The sequence below is a fragment of the Nocardia sp. NPDC050799 genome, from assembly GCF_040654015.1.
Taxonomy (GTDB): domain Bacteria; phylum Actinomycetota; class Actinomycetes; order Mycobacteriales; family Mycobacteriaceae; genus Nocardia.
Genome location: NZ_JBFAHF010000010.1, coordinates 101,387 through 119,499 on the forward strand (window position 1 = coordinate 101,387; position 18,113 = coordinate 119,499).

Annotated in this window: 19 protein-coding genes; 4 read left to right on the forward strand and 15 right to left on the reverse strand. The window is 68.1% G+C overall.

Annotated elements, in window-relative coordinates; all coding sequences use genetic code 11:
- Positions 1–15: 15 nt before the first annotated feature.
- The 15 genes from AB0H42_RS12925 to AB0H42_RS12995 form a co-directional block, all read right to left on the reverse strand.
- The gene (locus AB0H42_RS12925) at positions 16–1,299 is read right to left on the reverse strand and encodes a cytochrome P450 (RefSeq protein WP_357054246.1); all 1,284 of its coding nucleotides are present in this window, start codon (positions 1,297–1,299) and stop codon (positions 16–18) included.
- Positions 1,296–1,853 (reverse strand): ATP/GTP-binding protein, encoded by a 558-nt coding sequence (locus tag AB0H42_RS12930; protein WP_357054528.1) that lies wholly within the window; start codon positions 1,851–1,853, stop codon positions 1,296–1,298. The genes AB0H42_RS12925 and AB0H42_RS12930 overlap by 4 nt, the downstream gene beginning before the upstream one ends.
- A 52-nt stretch (positions 1,854–1,905) precedes the next feature.
- Complete coding sequence (locus AB0H42_RS12935) at positions 1,906–2,265, reverse strand: DUF742 domain-containing protein (RefSeq protein WP_357054249.1); 360 nt, start codon at positions 2,263–2,265, stop codon at positions 1,906–1,908.
- Complete coding sequence (locus tag AB0H42_RS12940; RefSeq protein WP_030523153.1) at positions 2,262–2,675, reverse strand: roadblock/LC7 domain-containing protein; 414 nt, start codon at positions 2,673–2,675, stop codon at positions 2,262–2,264. Before AB0H42_RS12940 ends, AB0H42_RS12935 begins: the two co-directional genes overlap by 4 nt.
- A 2-nt stretch (positions 2,676–2,677) precedes the next feature.
- A complete protein-coding gene (locus tag AB0H42_RS12945) occupies positions 2,678–4,270 on the reverse strand; it encodes an ATP-binding protein (RefSeq protein WP_357054253.1) in 1,593 nt (530 codons plus the stop codon).
- A gap of 342 nt (positions 4,271–4,612) precedes the next feature.
- Positions 4,613–5,527: a GTPase Era gene (gene era, locus AB0H42_RS12950; protein WP_357054256.1), complete on the reverse strand. Its 915-nt coding sequence runs from the start codon at positions 5,525–5,527 to the stop codon at positions 4,613–4,615.
- The gene (locus AB0H42_RS12955) at positions 5,520–5,870 is read right to left on the reverse strand and encodes a cytidine deaminase (RefSeq protein ID WP_357054259.1); all 351 of its coding nucleotides are present in this window, start codon (positions 5,868–5,870) and stop codon (positions 5,520–5,522) included. The genes era and AB0H42_RS12955 overlap by 8 nt, the downstream gene beginning before the upstream one ends.
- On the reverse strand, positions 5,863–7,194 hold the full coding sequence (locus AB0H42_RS12960) for a hemolysin family protein (protein WP_357054262.1): 1,332 nt from the start codon (positions 7,192–7,194) through the stop codon (positions 5,863–5,865). The genes AB0H42_RS12955 and AB0H42_RS12960 overlap by 8 nt, the downstream gene beginning before the upstream one ends.
- Positions 7,191–7,760, reverse strand: a complete 570-nt coding sequence (ybeY, locus tag AB0H42_RS12965) for an rRNA maturation RNase YbeY (RefSeq protein ID WP_357054265.1) — start codon at positions 7,758–7,760, stop codon at positions 7,191–7,193. Before ybeY ends, AB0H42_RS12960 begins: the two co-directional genes overlap by 4 nt.
- Positions 7,761–7,818: 58 nt before the next feature.
- Entirely contained in the window at positions 7,819–8,919 is a 1,101-nt protein-coding gene (locus tag AB0H42_RS12970; protein WP_357054268.1) for a PhoH family protein, read from the reverse strand.
- Between the two features lie 162 nt (positions 8,920–9,081).
- On the reverse strand, positions 9,082–9,834 hold the full coding sequence (locus AB0H42_RS12975; RefSeq protein WP_357054271.1) for a 16S rRNA (uracil(1498)-N(3))-methyltransferase: 753 nt from the start codon (positions 9,832–9,834) through the stop codon (positions 9,082–9,084).
- A gap of 5 nt (positions 9,835–9,839) precedes the next feature.
- Positions 9,840–10,997, reverse strand: coding sequence for a molecular chaperone DnaJ (gene dnaJ / locus AB0H42_RS12980; protein WP_357054274.1), 1,158 nt, complete (start codon positions 10,995–10,997; stop codon positions 9,840–9,842).
- 589 nt (positions 10,998–11,586) lie between these two features.
- Positions 11,587–12,618 (reverse strand): heat-inducible transcriptional repressor HrcA, encoded by a 1,032-nt coding sequence (hrcA, locus tag AB0H42_RS12985; RefSeq protein WP_357054277.1) that lies wholly within the window; start codon positions 12,616–12,618, stop codon positions 11,587–11,589.
- 213 nt (positions 12,619–12,831) lie between these two features.
- Positions 12,832–13,992, reverse strand: coding sequence for a radical SAM family heme chaperone HemW (gene hemW, locus AB0H42_RS12990; protein WP_357054531.1), 1,161 nt, complete (start codon positions 13,990–13,992; stop codon positions 12,832–12,834).
- A 72-nt stretch (positions 13,993–14,064) separates the two neighbouring features.
- Positions 14,065–14,271: a hypothetical protein gene (locus AB0H42_RS12995; protein WP_357054280.1), complete on the reverse strand. Its 207-nt coding sequence runs from the start codon at positions 14,269–14,271 to the stop codon at positions 14,065–14,067.
- 198 nt (positions 14,272–14,469) lie between these two features.
- Here AB0H42_RS12995 and AB0H42_RS13000 point away from each other — a divergent pair, with 198 nt between their 5' ends.
- From AB0H42_RS13000 to cysD, 4 genes are all read left to right on the forward strand, one after another.
- Complete coding sequence (locus AB0H42_RS13000) at positions 14,470–14,562, forward strand: Ms4527A family Cys-rich leader peptide (protein ID WP_357054283.1); 93 nt, start codon at positions 14,470–14,472, stop codon at positions 14,560–14,562.
- A 127-nt stretch (positions 14,563–14,689) separates the two neighbouring features.
- Complete coding sequence (locus tag AB0H42_RS13005) at positions 14,690–16,423, forward strand: nitrite/sulfite reductase (protein WP_357054286.1); 1,734 nt, start codon at positions 14,690–14,692, stop codon at positions 16,421–16,423.
- A 32-nt stretch (positions 16,424–16,455) separates the two neighbouring features.
- A complete protein-coding gene (locus tag AB0H42_RS13010) occupies positions 16,456–17,184 on the forward strand; it encodes a phosphoadenylyl-sulfate reductase (RefSeq protein ID WP_357054289.1) in 729 nt (242 codons plus the stop codon).
- Positions 17,181–18,113, forward strand: coding sequence for a sulfate adenylyltransferase subunit CysD (gene cysD / locus AB0H42_RS13015; protein ID WP_357054292.1), 933 nt, complete (start codon positions 17,181–17,183; stop codon positions 18,111–18,113). Before AB0H42_RS13010 ends, cysD begins: the two co-directional genes overlap by 4 nt.

The following is an 18,113-nucleotide window of genomic DNA, read 5'->3' on the forward strand; positions in this document are numbered from 1 at the left end:
GCGGACATTGCTGGCTCAAGAGCCACCTCCAACGGCGGGTACCGGAGTGAAATCGACAGGGAGCGCGGTGAATCCGCGCAGGAAGGGCGAGGGCCGCCGGATCAGGGACTCGGCCGGGACCGCGAGATCGAGGTCGGGCAGCCGGTCGAGCAGCACCTCGATCCCGGTCCGCGCGATGATCTCGGCGATCTGTTGCGCCGGATAGGGGCAGCGGTATTCGCCGTGGCCGAAGGCGAAATGCGCGGCATTGCCGGAGTGGGCGGGTTCGGCGCCGGCGCCGGAGTACTGCCGGATATGCGGATCCGCGTTCGCGGCGGCCAGACCGAGCAGCAACATATCGCCGCGGCGCACCAGGGCTTCACCGAGTCGGGTATCGCGCGAAACCCAGCGGCCGGCCAGGATCTGGGTGGGGGTGTCCTCCCACAACACCTCGGTCATCGCCTGCCCGATACTGTGCCGGGCGGCGCCGAACGCGGCGGCGAACCGGTCGTCGACCAGCATGAGGCGGATCGAGTTACCGATCCAGTCGGCGGTCGGCAGATGACCGGCGGCCGTCACCGACTGCATGTTCAGAACGTATTCCTCATCGGCGAACGGTGCGGGATGGGCCAGCATCCGCGACACCAGATCCTGTCCGGGGGCAACCTTTTTCTGCACCAGCAGCTTCTGCATGTACTCGACGAACCGCAGATAGGCGGCGGGCGCTTCCGGCCCGCCGTCGCACAGGGTCTGCATGGTCTGCGCCAGATACGGGCCGTCCGATTCCGGCACGCCCATGATCCACGCCAGCGTCAGCACCGGGAGCAGTTCGGCGAATTCGGTGACCACGTCCGCGTAACCGCGACCGCAGAAACGGTCGATCAGTCCGTCGGCGAGTTGTTCACAGGCGGTGCGCAACGCGAACGGGTCCACCGATTCCAGGGCCGGTTCGACCAGGCTCACATGCCGGGCGTGCGCGGCGCCGGCGGTGAAATAGATTCCGGGCTGCGGCCGGCCGACCATGGGCAGCAGCGGCCAATCCGGTGGGATCACCGGCCACTGGTTCCACAGGCTCGAATCCCGCGGGAACAGCAAGCCGTCCGTGGTGACCTGGTGCAGTTCCCGATAGCCGATCACCAGCCACGCCGGGATACCGCCGATGAGCTCCACCGCGACGACCGGCCCGTACTCGGACCGCATCCGCGTGTAGAGGAGGGCCGGGTCGGAGTGGAAACCGGGACCGTCCAGCGTGACCGCTCCGCTCGGGGTGACCGGGCAACCGCCCGGTGACATCCCGGTGTTGTACTCCAGGCGGGTCACGACCGGGCCTCCACTGTCGCCGCGGGTGGGGCCTGGCGCTCGATGAGGTGTTCGACGAGACCGATCAGCACCTGTTTGCCGGCCGCGCGCGAGCGCGCGTCACAGGCGAACAGCGGTACGTGGGGATCGAGGTCGAGAGCGTCGCGGACCTCGTCCAACGCCGGTGGGATCGGTTCGAAGGAGTTGCAGGCGACCACGAACGGGGTGCCCTGGTATTCCAGCCGGTCGATCGCGTACCAGGAATCACTGATCCGCCGCGGATCGACGAGCACCACCGCGCCCAGCGCCCCGGTGAACAACCGGTCCCACAGGAACCAGAACCGTTCCTGACCGGGCGCGCCGAACACGTACAGCACGTATTCGTCGGTGAGACTGATCCGGCCGAAATCGAAGGCGACGGTGGTGGTCGTTTTCCCGGATACCCCGGCCAGATCGTCTACTCCGACACCGGCGTTGGTCATCACCGCTTCGGTATCCAGCGGCTGGATCTCGCTCACCGCGCGGACCATGGTCGTCTTACCGACCCCGAAGCCGCCGACGACGACGATCTTCAGGGCATGCCGCACCGAACTGCTCAGTGGCGCCCGGGCGCGCGTGGGGCGGTCGTCATAGGCTACGGAGTCCAACTAGCACCTTCTCGAGCATGTCGATATCGAACGTGTCACCGTAAGGGCCCGTATCGAGTTCGGGGTGGCGAACGGTGACTTTGCCTGCGTGCAGCAGGTCCGCGACCAGAACCGTCGCGATGCCGATCGGCAACCGCAGTTCGGCCGCGATCTCCACCACCGCGGTGGGTCGCAGGCACATGGACAGGATCGCCGCGTGTTCGTACTGCATGGCCGCTGTGGGCGCGCATTCACTGACCACCAGGGTCACCGGATCGAACTCGTCGGTGGTGGGGGCGGCGCGACCACCGGTGAGCGTGTAGAAACGGTCGGGTTCGTCGTCGCGGCCGGGGCGGTTCACAGCAGCCTCGCTCGGCTCCCTCGCGGCGGTGCGGACAGATATTCCCCGACCTGCTCGATCAGCGCCGCCATCTGGGCGCCGACCAGACCGGCGTCGGCATCGTCGTCGGCCAGCACCGCGATCTGGGCGCCCGCGCCGGCACCGACGATGAACAGGATGCCGCCGTAGAACTCGGTCATCGACTGGCGGACCCCGCCGCGGCCGTTCCCGAACTCGGCCGAGGCGCTACCCGCCAGCGCCTGCACACCCGAGGCGATCGCGGCGAGCCGGTCGGCCTGGTCCATGGACAGTCCCGCGGTATGGCACATCTGGATACCGTCCGCGGCCAGCAATACCGCGTGCCGCGCGCCGGCGGTTTCGCTCAGCAGCCGCTGCAACAGCCAATCCAGTTGCGCTGGATCCGATGTCATCGTCATCGATGGTTCTCCCAGTCGGTTGTCATGGAATGACGGGACGGTCGCCCGGCGCCGTTGCCGGGCGACCGGATCGGTCCGCCGAACGGCTGGGCGTTGTCCCCGGCACGGCCGGTGACCGCCCGCTGGAAGGCACCCAGCGCCGACGCCGACGACCGGTGTTCCGGAGCCGTATCGTGCGCGGCGGCACCCTCGAAGGAGTCGGGATCGGGCAGACCCCCGGGATGCGCGGCGGCCAGGGTGCTGCCCCGCCGCCGCTTGGGCAGCACGGTGGTGGCGGTCGCTTCGGTCTCGGCCGCGGCCACCGCGGGGAATTCGCCGAAACTGTGCTGCTGGACGCTGTGCCGGCCCGAAACATACTGGGCCGCCGGCCGACTCGTGGAGTTGTACCGAGGACGGTCCGAGTCGGCCGCGGCGGCTTCCGCCGGCGCGGCACGGTACCGCGCGCCGGTTTCCGGTACCACGGCGAACGGACCGGAATCGGGTGCGTCCCCGGCGCCGGGCGGAAGGACGGCATGGCCTGCCGAATGACCGGTCGGCAGTGCGGGGGTGGCGGGCGGCTCGATCCGGGCGGTGAGTTCGCGCGGGATCATCACGACCGCCGCGGTCCCGCCTATCGCGGACGGCCGGTAGCTGACGGTGAGACCGTGTTTGCGCGCCAGCCGCCCCACGACCGCGAGACCGAACCGGGTGCCGTTGAGCGAGGAGAGACCCTCCGCCGCATCCCCCTCGACGCCGGAAACGGTGAGCTGCGCCCGCTGCAGCGACGATTCGCTCATCACCAGGCCGCTGTCCTCGATGGTCACCACCAGGCCGGCCGGGATCTCCGCGGCGTAGATGTGCACCTCGGTGGTGGGCGGGGAGAACCGGCAGGCGTTGTCGACGAGTTCGGACAATGCGTGGATCACGCCCTCGGCCGCGTGCCCGGCAATGGCGATATCGACGATCGCCCGCAGCCGCACCCGCTGGTATCCGCCGACCCGTCCGATCGCGGCCCGCAGAATACGTTCCATGAGGATCGGTTTGGCCCAGCGCCGGCCGGTGCGGGCACCGCTGAGAATGGCGATACTGTCGGCGAGTCGTCCGGCCTGGGCGGTGGCATGGTCCATTTCGAGCAGATCGGTGAGCACCGCCTGATCGGCGTAGCGGTGTTCCAGCTCCTGCAGATTCGCCAGCATGCTGGTGGTCATGGCCTGCATCCGGCCGGCGGCGTTCGCCAGTGACGCGATGGCCGCCAGCCGGCGGCGTTCGCTGGTCGCGCTGACCTCTTTCTCCGCCGCCACCGCCTGTTCGGCGGCCGCGGCCCGCCGCTCGCTGCGGGCGAGCAGGTCCAGCGCTTCGGCGGTGCGGCGCTGCTCGGCGGTGATCAGGCCGCGGAAGTAGACCGCGGTGGCGACGGCGGTACAGGCCGCCACCACGGCGATCGAGACCCATACGGCGGTCACCATCCGGTCCGCCGGCGCGACCGACAGTATGGCGGCGGCCAACAGTCCGATACCGACGGTGACCGAGATTCCCAGGGCCAGCACCGGAGCCAATAATTGCCTCCGGCCCGCCGCCCACGCCGAGGCCGCCGGCACTGATTCGTACATAAGTCGGGTCCCCCCGCTCGCGCTTGGTCCTGCCGACCCAAAGCCGAGCCCGCATGCGGCACCACATCGTGCCGTTACCGAATCGTCGGATCAAAAATGGTTTCGCTCCGGTCAATTCGGGTACGGGCCGAAGCATATCGGCCTAGTCCAACCTCCGCCACTCAAAGAAAGCTGAATCTCAGCTAACTTCCAGTGTCGTGAGCGGGTCGGTATCCGGCGCGCGGACAGCGGCGAAATCACCGCGTTCGCAACGCAATCGGACTCTCGTACCGCGCGATCCCGAAGCCCCGATGCCCCCGCACCCACCCCGGAACCGGGCGTCCGACCAATTGACGAGGGGCCTCAGAACCCCAGTTTGCCCAGTTGTTTGGGGTCACGCTGCCAGTCCTTGGCGACCTTCACATGCAGATGCAGATAGATGCGGCTGCCGAGAATGTGCTCGATCTGCTTGCGCGCATTGGTCCCGACCTCTTTGAGCCGGGCGCCCCCCTTGCCGATGATGATCGCCTTCTGGCTCGGCCGCTCCACGTACAGCAGGGCGTGCACGTCGAGCATGTCCTCGTTATCCTCGCGCGGCAGGGTCTCTTCGATCACCACCGCCAGCGAATGCGGCAGTTCGTCGCGCACCCCCTCCAGCGCCGCCTCCCTGATGAGTTCGGCCATGAGGGTTTCCTCGGGCTCGTCGGTGAGTTCACCGTCGGGATAGAACGCCGGACCCGGCGGCATCCGGGAGGCGATCACATCGACCAGGACCTCGACCTGTTCCCCCTTGGTGGCCGAAACCGGCACCACATCGGTTTCCGGCCCGAGCAGCTCGGAGACCGCCATCAGTTGGCGCGCGATCTGATCCTTACCCACCTTGTCGATCTTGGTGACCACGCCGAGCAGCGTGGTCTTCGGCGCCATCTGCCGCACCTGCTGCACGATCCAGCGGTCCCCCGGACCGACCTTCTCGTCCGCGGGGATGCACAGCGCGATCACGTCGACCTCGGAATAGGTATCGCGCACCAGATCGTTGAGCCGCTGGCCGAGCAGGGTCCGGGGACGATGCAGCCCGGGAGTGTCGACCAGGATCAGCTGGGTGTGCTCGCGGTGCACGATGCCGCGGATGGTGTGCCGGGTGGTCTGCGGCCGCGAACTCGTGATCGCGATCTTCGCGCCCACCAGCGCGTTGGTCAGCGTCGACTTACCGGTATTGGGCCGGCCGACGAAACAGACGAAACCGGAACGGAACTCACCCGCGGTGGGTTCAGGCATCGGAAGCCTCGTAACCCTCGGCGATATCGAACACCGCGCCCGAGGCGTCGGCGAAAACGATCTTCGCTCCGGCGGACACCTCGCGGACCGCGGCCACCCCGGCGTCCGCGAACTTCCCGCCGATCACCACCGCGGCCTCGAACCCCTCCGCACCGCTGGAGATCGCGGCCGCGACCACGGACTGCAAGGCCGTGAGCCGCAACGCCTGCAGCCCGACCTCACCGGCGGCATAGGTGCGCCCGTCGGTATCGCGGATCGCCGCGCCCGCCGCGCCGCCGGTGCGACCGAGCGCGCCCCGGGCGAGCACCAGTAACTTGTTGTCCTCGGCATCCAGTTCACTCATCGGCTGCTCCCTCGTCATGCCGGGCGGACGCGTTCTCCCGCGCCGGTCCCGGATCGGTCTCCGTATTGTGCTCGGACGCCCGGCCCACCACCACGGTGTGCACCCGGACCCGCCCGCGCGCGTCGGCGCCGCCTTCACCGCGCAACTCCAGCCCGTGCGCGACGACCTCGACGCCCGGTAGCGGCACCCGGCCCAGTTCGTGCGCGAGCAGCCCGCCCACGGTATCGACTTCCTCTTCGTCGATCGGCAGCCCGTACAGCTCGCCCAGGTCGGCGATCGGCAGCCGCGCCGACACCCGGAACCGGCCCGGTTCTATCTCCTCGATCGGCGGTGTCTCGTCGGTATCGTATTCGTCGGCGATCTCTCCGACGATCTCCTCCAGCACATCCTCGATGGTCACCAGACCGGCGATACCGCCGTACTCGTCCACCAGCAGCGCCATATGGTTGCGCCGCCGCTGCATCTCATCGAGCAGATCGTCGAGCGGTTTGGAATCGGGCATGAACACCGCGTCCCGCATGACCTCGCGCACCCGGACACTGCGCCCGCGGTCGGCGTAGGGCACCAGGTCCTTCAGGTAGACGACGCCGAGAATATCGTCCACGTTCTCCCCGACCACCGGGATCCGCGAGTGTCCGCTGCGCACTGCCAGCGACATCGCCTGCGCCACCGATTTATCGGCCTCGATCCACACCATCTCGGTCCGCGGCACCATCACGGCGCGCGCCGCGGTATCGCCGAGTTCGAACACCGACTGGATCATCCGGCGCTCATCGTCGGCGACCACACCGCGTTCCCGCGCCATATCGACCACTTCGCGCAATTCGATCTCCGAGGCGAACGGGCCGTTGCGGAAACCCTTACCCGGTGTGATCGCGTTACCGAGCAGGATCAGCAACCGGCTCACCGGGCCCAGCAGGGCGCCGATGAACTGCAGCGGCAGCCCCGCCGCGAGCGAGATGGTGTACGCGTGCTGACGCCCCAGGGTGCGCGGCCCCACCCCGATCACCACATAGGAGACCAGCACCATCACCACCGCGGTCACCAGCAGCGCCCACCCGCTGTCCAGGAAACTGCTCAGCGCGGCGGCGAGCAGCACGGTCGCGGTGATCTCGCACAGAATGCGCAACAGCACCATGAGGTTGACGTAGCGGGGCCGGTCGTCCACGATCCGGCCCAGCCGCACCGCGCCGGGGCGGTCGCTGCGCGCCATATCGTCGAGCCGGGCCGGGGACAGCGTGTTCAGGGCCGAGTCCACCGCGGCGAAGACACCACCCACGGCAGCGAGCAAGACGGCGACCAGCAGCAGGGTCATCTCGTTCACGCGTGCGCGTCACCCGGCCACGAACGGTCGCCCTCCGGGGCCGCGAACCCCGTCTTGCCCAGCAGGCGGGCGTCCCGGGCGGCCAGTTCGGCCCGCCGCTGCGCCTCCCGCAACTCCTCGTACCACTGTTCGAGCAACCGGCCCTGCAGAGCGAACATCTCCTTCTCCTCGGCCGGTTCCGCATGGTCGTAACCGAGCAGATGCAGCACCCCGTGCACCGTGAGCAGGGCGAGTTCGTGCTCGAGGGAATGACCGGCCTTGGCCGCCTGGTCCAGGGCGAATTCCGGGCACAGCACGATATCGCCCAGCATCGACGGGCCCGGCTCGGGACTGTCCGGCCGGCCACCGGGCTCGAGTTCGTCCATGGGAAACGACATCACATCGGTGGGTCCGGGCAAATCCATCCAGCGCATGTGCAGGTCGGCCATGGTGTCGAGATCCACCAGCACCATGGACAGTTCGGCGGCCGGGTGCACATCCATCCGGTCGATCACGAACCGGGCGACGCCCACCAGGTCTTCTTCGGGAACTTCCATCCCCGACTCGTTGGCGATCTCGATACTCACCTGGTCAGCCTAATGGGTGCGGTCGGGCCCAGCCCATTCGCACTCGCGCACGGCCGGGTCACCTCCGGGCCGTACGCCCCGCCGCTCGCCGCTGCGCCCGGTTCCCCGACATATGCGGCGGGCCCACCGGCGGCCGGGTCTCGGCCTCGAACTTCTCGTAGGCATCGACGATATCGGAGACCAACCGGTGCCGCACCACATCACTGCTGGTGAGCAGGGCGAAATGAATGTCCTCGATATCGCCGAGGATTTCGGTGGCCGCCCGCAGACCGGACCGCGCGCCGTGCGGCAGGTCCACCTGGGTCACGTCACCGGTCACCACGATCTTCGACCCGAACCCGAGCCGGGTGAGGAACATCTTCATCTGCTCGGCGGTCGTGTTCTGCGCCTCGTCCAGAATGATGAACGAATCGTTCAGGGTTCTACCCCGCATATACGCCAGGGGCGCGACCTCGATCACGCCGGCCGCCATCAGCTTGGGGATGGCCTCCGGGTCCATCATGTCGTGTAATGCGTCGTAGAGCGGGCGCAGATACGGGTCGATCTTCTCGTTCAAGGTGCCCGGCAGGAAGCCCAGCCGCTCTCCGGCCTCGACCGCCGGACGGGTGAGGATGATGCGGTTGACCTGCTTGGTCTGCAGCGCCTGCACCGCCTTGGCCATGGCCAGGTAGGTCTTACCGGTACCGGCCGGACCGATACCGAAGACGATCGTGCTCTCGTCGATCGCGTCGACATAGCGCTTCTGGTTCAGTGTTTTCGGGCGGATCGTCTTTCCGCGGCGGGACAGGATGTCCAGGCTGAGCACCTCGGCGGGTGATTCGGAACTTCCCTCGGTGAGCATCGAGACCGTATGCCGCACCGCTTCGGGAGTGATCACCCGGTTGCGGCCGGTCAGCGCGACCAGTTGCTCGACGATCCGCTCGGCCAGCGCGACATCGGCCGCCGGACCGGTGAACGTGACCACATTGCCGCGCACATGGATATCCGCGACGAGCAGATCTTCGAGTTCACGGAGGTTTTCGTCCGCGGAGCCGAGGAAGGGGAAAACCGATTCGGGTGCGAGTTCGATACTGGAACGGACGGTGCGTGCCGCGGGCCCCGAGGCACCGTTCTCGCCCGCGGAGGGATTCTGGTCGCCGCTATCGCCTTGTGATCGCACGTAGTCGCTATGGCCTGCTTTCCGGTCTCGGAGCTGCGGTGATGCGCCGCTGGTGGAGCTGGGTGCGAATGCTGTCGCTGGCACGAGTCTAACTCCCGGCCCCGACAGGTCCCAGTGGAATTCCGGCCCATCACGGCGTAGCGGACCGCTACGACCGGCTGTTCACCCGGTGGTCACCCAGCGGGTGGTGAGCGCCCCCAGCGCCCCGAGCGCCACCGCGGCAGCCGTGGACGTGCGCAGCACGGTGGGTCCGAGCCGGACCACCTCGGCTCCCGCCACGCTCAGAGCGGTCAACTCGGCGTCGTCGAGACCGCCCTCCGGGCCGACGATCAGCGTGATCGCCGCGGCGGTGCGCCACGGCAGTTCGGTGAAGATACCCCCGCCCGATTCGTGCAGGGCCGCCACCACCGCGCCCTGTGCCGTCGCCGCGCGCACGGCGTCCACCACCTCCGGTGTCCGGTGCAGGGCCGTGACCTCGGGGATGTAGGCACGGCGGGACTGCCGGGCCGCGGCCTTCGCCGCCGACCGCCATTTGGCCACGCCCTTGTCCGCTTTGGCCTCCCAGTTCGAGACACAGCGCGCGGCCTGCCACGGCACGACCACATCCGCACCGGCCTCGGTCATCAACTCGACGGCCAACTCGGAACGCTCGGATTTCGGCAACGCCTGGACCACGGTGACCGCCGGTGCTGCCGGCGCGGCGCGGCGACGGTCCCGTACCAGCAGTTCGAGCTGGTTCTTCTGCGCGGCGACGACTTCCGAATCCGCCAGTACACCGCGGCCGTCGGACAGCGTGACGGGTTCGCCGGCCCGGATCCGGCGCACCGTCGCCGCGTGCCGGCCCTCCGCGCCGTCGAGCACCGCGACGGCGCCCGGTTCCGGAATCTCGTCCAGGTAGAAGACCGTGGCGGCCATCGGGGTCAGCGTCCGCTGAACGACGCGCGCAACCGGGCGAACAGGCCGCTGTTGTGCTCGGACTGCGCCGACATCACCTCGGCTTTGTCCTTGGCCCGCAAACCCTTGTATTTGCGCAGCAGATCGGTCTGCTTACTGTCCAGCTTGGTCGGCACGACGATATCCAGGTGCGCCATCAGGTCACCGCGGGAGCTGGAACGCAGCCGCGGCATCCCGTGCCCGCGCAGCACCGAGATCTCCCCGGGCTGGGTACCGGGACCGATGGTCAGCTCGGTGGGACCGTCCATGATGGTGTCGATCACCACCGTGGTGCCCAGTGCCGCGTCCACCATCGGAACCCGGACGGTGCAGTGCAGATCGTCACCGTCGCGAACGAACACATCATGCGGCTGTTCCACGATCTCCACGTACAGGTCGCCGGCATGCCCGCCACCGGGGCCGACCTCGCCCTGTGCGGCCAGGCGCACCCGCATCCCGTTGGCCACCCCGGCCGGAATCGGGGCCGCGATCTCCCGCCGCGCCCGCACCCGGCCGTCGCCGCCGCATTTGTGGCAGGGATCCGGGATCGTCTCGCCGGCGCCACGGCAGGTCGGGCACGGACGCGAGGTCAGTACCTGGCCGAGGAACGATCGCTGCACCGACTGCACTTCACCGGCGCCGCCGCAGGTCTCACAGCGCACCGGGCTGGAGTTACCGTTGGTCCCGGCGCCCTGGCACAGATCGCACAGGATCGCGGTATCGACGGTCAGATGTTTGGTGACCCCCACCGCGCATTCGGCCAGGCTCAGCCGGGTCCGCACCAGCGAATCCGCGCCCGGCTGCACCCGCCCACGCGGTTTGCGGGCGCCGGCACCACCGCCGCCGCTCATCCCGCCGAAGAATGCCTCGAACACATCGCCCAGGCCACCGAAACCGGCGCCGCTGAAACCGCCGGCGCCGCCACCGGCGTCGAGCGGGTCACCGCCCATATCGACGATGCGGCGCTTCTCCGGATCCGACAGCACCTCGTACGCCGCGGAGACCTCCTTGAACCGGGTCTGCGCCGCTTCGTCCGGGTTCACATCGGGATGCAGTTCGCGAGCCAGCTTGCGATACGCGCGTTTGAGCTCTTGGTCGGAGGCGTCCCTGCCTACACCGAGCAATCCGTAGTAGTCCCGTGCCACTTGAGTTCTCTTAGTCCTTGGTCGCTGTCCACGGCTCCGGCTTCCCACGGCCGGCCGCGTGGCTCCTGATGGATTGAGCCGCCCGCCCGTGAGCTTAGTCGGGTCGACTCAACTTTATCTCGGCGGAGAACACGAGCCTAACAGCGAACCACGCAAGCCCCCTTCCGCGGCGGGTAAGCCTTCGCTCCCGGCAGTCGAACCACCGGCCGGGCCCCCGTTGCGCAAGCACCCGGTACCGAGTCTTACGAGGCCCTCAAAGGGTCGAGGCCCGTCCCGCCGTTCAGGCCTCGACGTGCATGCGATGTGCGGTGAGCCGCCCATAGAATGCGACCATTGAGCACCTTCGGCCAAGGCTCGAGGCCTGAACGGCGGGACCAAGGGGGCCTCGACCCCGCGACGCCGCAGGCGGCGCAAATAGACACAGCACCTTCGCGGACCGGCCCACCCGAACCCACTCCCTCCGGATGGTCGGCACGTGTCCGCAGCCGCCCACCGCTGAAGCGACAGGGTGCAACCGGGCTCACGGACCCCGATCCGCACCATTGGAGCCGGACCCGGATCCGCCCCACCACAGCACTGGAGCGAAGGCCTACCGTTCGGCGAGAACCTCGCCGATGTAGCGGGCGACCGCCGCTACCGAGGCGATCGTGCCCGGGTAGTCCATCCGGGTCGGGCCCAGGACTCCCATACCGCCGAGGACCGCGCCCGCGGCGCCGTAGCCGGTGGTGACGACGGAGGTACCGCGCATCTCCTCGACCTGGGTCTCCTCGCCGATCCGTACCGTCACCATGCCCGGCTGCTGGGCGGCGGCCAGTAGTTTCAGAACGACGACCTGCTCCTCCAGCGCCTCGAGCACGGTACGCAGGGAGCCGTGGATGCCGAAGTCGCCGGCATTGCGGGTGAGATTGGCGGTGCCACCCAGGACCAGGCGTTCCTCGGGATGTTCGACCAGGGTCTCGACCATGACCGTCGAAACCTTGATCAGCACGTCACGGAGTTTGAGCGGCGCCTGCTCGGGCAGCTCGGCGACGGCGGCGGAGGCCGCGGCGAGGCGTTTGCCGTCCATGGCCGCGCCCAGCATGCCGCGCAGCGCGGCGAGATCCTCATCGTCGACCACCGTGCCGAGTTCGACGATGCGCTGGTCGACGCGGCCGGTGTCGGTGATCACCACCAGCAGCAATCGCGCGGGATTGAGGGCTACCACTTCCAGATGGCGCACGGTGGACGCAGAAACGGTGGGGTACTGGACGACCGCGACCTGGCGGGTCAGCTGAGCGAGCAGGCGTACGCCGCGGCGCAGGACATCGTCGAGGTCGACCCCCGATTCGAGGAACTGCATGATCGCCTTGCGTTCGGCGACCGACAGCGGTTTGACCTCGGCGATCCGGTCCACGAACTGGCGGTAGCCCTTGTCGGTGGGGATGCGGCCGGAACTCGTATGAGGCTGGGTGATGTAACCCTCGGCTTCCAGGACCGCCATATCGTTGCGTACCGTCGCGCTGGAAACGCCCAGATTGTGCCGTTCGACCAGGGTTTTCGAACCGATGGGCTCCTTGGTGGAAACGTAGTCGGCGACGATCGCTCGCAGGACCTCGAAGCGCCGATCCTCGGTGCTCGACATCGACCCCACCTCCTAGCTCCGCTGCGCGTCGAGGTGGTCGCCCGGCGCACCGCTACCTGCGAACCCGGCTCACATACCGCTGGGTTCGTCACCCAGTGTAATTGCGCCCGACGGATTCACCCGGTGCTCGTCACCGAATGCGGGTCTGCGTCGCGGCCGCTCGAACAAGATACACAGCGGACAGCCGATCGATGATCTGCCCGGGATCGGCGCTCAGCCGACCAGATCCCGGACCACCCCGTCGGCCAGCAACCGCCCGCGGTCGGTGAGGATCAGCCGGTCGTCCACGATCGTGACCAGCCCGTCGCCTGCGATGCGCCGGGCGGCGGCGTTCCCGCCCGGGTCGAGATCGGCCAGCGGCAGCCCGGTGCGCAGCCGCAGGGCGAGCATGACGCGCTCGAGGTACCGATCGGCGGCGGTGAGGTCCTCCCAGTCGGCGGCGGGCAGACCGCCGTGGGCGACGCGGTCGGCATAGCGGGCCGGATGCTTCACATTCCACCAGCGCACGCCGCCGAGGTGGCTGTGTGCGCCCGGTCCGGCGCCGAGCCAGTCGCCGCCGTCCCAATAACCGAGGTTGTGCCGGCAGCGCGCGGCGTCGCCGGCCGCCCAGTTCGAGACCTCGTACCAGGTGAGGCCGGCGGCTTCGAGTCGCGCGTCGATCCGCTCGTAGCGGGTGGCCAGCACGTCCTCGTCGGGCGCGGGCAGTTCGCCGTGGCGCACCCGGCGGGCCAGCGCGGTCCCGTCCTCGACGATGAGCGAATACGCCGACACGTGGTCGACTCCGGCGTCCAGTACTGCGTCCAGACTGGCGTCCAGGTCGCTGTCGCGTTCGCCCGGGGTGCCGTAGATGAGGTCGAGGTTCACGTGGTCGAATCCGGCAGCGCGTGCCTCCCGGGCGGCGGCGACCGCCCGGCCCGGCGTATGGGTGCGGTCGAGTACGGCCAGCACATGCGGGGCCGCCGATTGCATCCCGAGTGAGACACGGGTGAACCCGGCCGCCCGGATCTTGTCGAAGAACGCCGGGGAGGTCGATTCCGGATTCGATTCGGTGGTGACCTCGGCGTCCGGGGCGAGGTCGAATTCCGCGCGGATCGCGTCGAGCACGGCCGCGAGACCGTCGCCACCGAGAAGCGAGGGCGTGCCGCCGCCCACGAAGACCGTCGCCACCGGGGGCGTCGCGGTGGGCAGCGCGGCGAACTCCCGGGCGGCAGTGGCCAGTTCCGCGCGCAGCGCCTCCGACCAGGACTGCGTGGACGCCGAAGTGCCCAGTTCACCGGCGGTATAGGTGTTGAAATCGCAGTATCCGCAGCGGGTCGCGCAGAACGGTACGTGCACGTAGATCCCGAAGGGACCGCCGCCGAAATCACGCAACACCGGAGCGGAGGCGTCGGTGTGCGAGGCGGTGGTGGCGGCGGGACTCACCCCTCCAGTGTGACCGGGCGTGGATCAGTCCTCGACGATCGGGGTGTTCTGGTTCGCGGTCAGCAGCCAGCGGCCGTCCTCCTTGGTCATGACGTACATCGGGGTGGTGAAGCCGTCGACGTCTTCGTCGCGCTGGGCGCGCGCCACGGCGGCGACCACGGCGTGGCGGGCGGCGATCTCGGCATCGGTCTCGGCGGGATGGTGACCGGTATGCGCGGTGTCGATCGTCATGACCCGAAGCCTGCAACCTCGAGTGAACTCGAGGTCAACTCCGCCCAGCCCATAGGGGGCATCCCCGGCTACCCCCACCAGAGAAAATATGACGACCGTCACAAATAGACTCGCAGAACCAGGGAATTTCCCGCTTGTTCGCGGGAAATACTGGTAGGGCGGTCGGAACGCGGGGTCCGGCATGGCACAATAGGTCGCATGCGCGCATCCGGAGTACGACTTGTGGCACGTCGCCACGTCGACTACAAGCGCGTCTGCAGCGCCTGTTGTCTGCCCGGTTCTGCCCGGTAGCTCAGCTGCGCCCTCCCCGGATTTCCGGCGATTCCCCTTCGAGGATTTCGGCCCGCTGACACCGCGGGCGCGAGCCAGTCCCTCGCGCCTTCAGCCCGGATGTACGACCACAAGCAGGAGCCACTTCATGACGTCGAGCACCGACGCCGATCCCATCGCGAAGCCCGAGGCCCCCGCCCAGCGGCCCACGCGCGCCCGTACCGGCAAACCGGTGCGCCGCCGCGCCGAGGGGCAGTGGGCGCTCGGTTATCGCGAACCGCTCAATCCCAACGAGCAGTCCAAGAAGGACGACAACCCGCTCAATGTCCGCACCCGGATCGAGAACTTCTACTCGAAGAACGGTTTCGACAGTATCGACAAGGGCGATCTGCGCGGCCGTTTCCGCTGGTGGGGCCTCTACACCCAGCGTGAGCAGGGTTACGACGGCACCTGGACCGGCGACGAGAACGTCGACCTGATCGAAGCCAAATACTTCATGATGCGGATCCGGTGCGACGGTGGCGCGCTGAACGTCGCGCAGCTGCGCACCCTCGGCGGGATCTCCACCGAGTTCGCCCGCGATACCGCCGACCTCTCCGACCGGGAGAACCTCCAGTACCACTGGATCGAGATCGAAAACGTCCCGGAGATCTGGCGGCGGATCGAGAGTGTGGGCCTGCAGACCACCGAGGCCTGCGGCGACTGCCCGCGCGTGGTACTCGGCTCACCGCTGGCCGGGGAAGCGTTGAACGAGGTTCTCGACCCCACGCCCGCGGTCGAGGAGATCGTGCGCCGCTACATCGGCAAGAAGGAATACTCCAACCTGCCGCGTAAGTTCAAGACCGCCATTTCCGGTCAGCAGGACGTGGTGCACGAGATCAACGACGTCGCGTTCATCGGCGTCGAGCATCCCGAGCACGGACCCGGTCTGGACCTCTGGGTCGGTGGCGGACTGTCCACCAACCCGATGCTGGCCCAGCGGGTGGGCGCCTGGGTGCCGCTGGACGAGGTGCCGGAGGTCTGGGAGGCGGTCGTCTCGCTCTTCCGCGACTACGGATATCGCCGGCTACGCACCAAAGCGCGGCTGAAATTCCTGATCAAGGACTGGGGTATCGAGAAGTTCCGCCAGGTGCTCGAGGACGAGTACCTGAAGCGCAAGCTGATCGACGGCCCGGCACCGGAGCAGCCCAGCCGCCCCATCGACCATGTCGGCGTGCAGCGGCTGCGCAACGGACTCAACGCGGTCGGCTTCTCCCCCATCGCGGGACGGGTCTCGGGCAGCGTCCTCACCGCGGTCTCCGACGCGGTCGAGCGCGCCGGGTCGGACCGGATCCGGTTCACGCCGTACCAGAAGCTCATCGTGCTCGATGTGGCCGACGACAAGATCGATCAGCTGATCGCCGAGCTGGAACCGCTGGGCTTGCAGGCGCGTCCCTCGGCCTGGCGGCGCAACCTGCTGGCCTGCAGTGGGATCGAATTCTGCAAACTGTCCTTCGTCGAAACCCGCAAACGCTCCCAGGTGCTGGCGCCGGAGCTGGAACAGCGGCTGGCCGATATCAACGCCGAACTCGACGTCCCGATCACCATCAATATCAACGGCTGCCCGAACTCCTGCGGCCGGTCGCAGATCGCCGATATCGGTTTCAAGGGCCAGCTGGTCGACGACGGCGCCGGGAATCAGGTGGAGGGCTTCCAGGTTCATCTGGGTGGCAGCCTCGGCCTGGACAGCGCCTTCGGACGCAAACTGCGCCAGCACAAGGTGACCAGCGCCGAACTCGGCGACTACATCGAGCGTGTGGTCCGCAATTTCGTCAAACACCGCGAAGGCGGGGAACGGTTCGCGCAGTGGGCCGTTCGTGCCGAGGAAGCCGATCTGCGATGAAACCCGCGAGCGTTGTGACGGGAGAACCCACTGTGACCACCGAGCAGAAACCGCTGCCCACCAAACTGAGCGCCGATGAACTCCGGGCGCTGGCCGAGCGCGGTGCCGCCGAACTCGGCCCGGATGCCACGGCCGACGAGCTGCTGCGCTGGACCGACGAGAATTTCGGCAGCGGCTATATCGTCGCCTCGAATATGCAGGACGGGGTGCTGGTGCAGCTGGCCGCCCAGGTCCGGCCCGGTGTGGACGTCCTGTTCCTGGACACCGGCTACCACTTCGCCGAGACCATCGGCACCCGGGACGCCGTGGAGGCGGTATACGGGGTGAACGTGGTCAACGCCCGCCCCGAGCAGACGGTCGCCGAACAGGACGCGCTGCTGGGCAAGGATCTTTTCGCCCGCGACGCCAACGAATGCTGCCGCCTGCGCAAGGTGGTGCCGCTGACGAATTCGCTGGCGCCCTACAACGCGTGGGTCACCGGAATCCGGCGGGTCGAGGCCCCCACCCGGGCGAACGCCCCGCTCATCTCCTTCGACGAGGGCTTCGGGCTGGTGAAGATCAACCCGATCGCGCCCTGGTCCGACGACGAGATGCAGGCCTATATCGAAAAGCATTCGATTCTCGTCAATCCTCTGGTGGAGGAGGGATATCCGTCCATCGGCTGCGCTCCGTGCACGCGGAAGCCGGAGCCGGGTTCCGATCCGCGAAGCGGCCGCTGGGCCGGCCTCGCCAAGACTGAATGCGGGTTACACGCCTCATGACCGAAGCCATCACCACCGAACGCTCCGTCGGACTCTCGGATTTCGACACCCTGGCCGCGCTGGAATCGGAAGCCATCCATATCTTCCGCGAGGTCGCGGGTGAATTCGAACGCCCGGTGATCCTGTTCTCCGGCGGTAAGGACTCCACCGTCCTGCTGCATCTGGCGTTGAAGGCCTTCTGGCCGGCGCCGCTGCCGTTCGCGCTGCTGCACGTGGACACCGGGCACAATCTGCCCGAAGTGCTCGAGTTCCGCGATCATGTGGTCGAGAAGTACGGCCTGCGCCTGCACGTGGCGAGCGTGGAGGACTATCTCGCCGATGGCCGGCTCACCGAACGCCCGGACGGTATCCGCAACCCGCTGCAGACCGTGCCGCTGCTGGAGGCCATCACCGAGCACCGTTTCGACGCGGTCTTCGGCGGCGGTCGCCGCGACGAGGAACGATCCCGCGCCAAGGAGCGGATCTTCTCGCTGCGCAACTCGTTCGGTCAGTGGGATCCCAAACGCCAGCGACCCGAGCTGTGGAACCTGTACAACGGCCGGCACGCGCCGGGCGAACACGTCCGCGTGTTCCCGCTGTCGAACTGGACCGAACTCGATATCTGGCGCTACATCGCCCGCGAGAACGTGGAACTGGCCACCATCTACTACGCACACCAGCGGCCGGTGTACCAGCGCGACGGTATGTGGATGACCCCCGGTGTCTGGGGTGGTCCGCGCGACGGCGAGGCGCTCGAGACCCGTTCGGTGCGCTACCGCACCGTCGGCGACGGTTCCACCACCGGGGCCATCCTGTCCGACGCCGCCGACAACGAGGCCATCCTGGCCGAGGTCGCCGCCTCCCGGCTGACCGAACGCGGCGCGACCCGTGGCGACGACCGGGTCTCCGAAGCCGCCATGGAAGACCGCAAACGAGAGGGTTACTTCTGA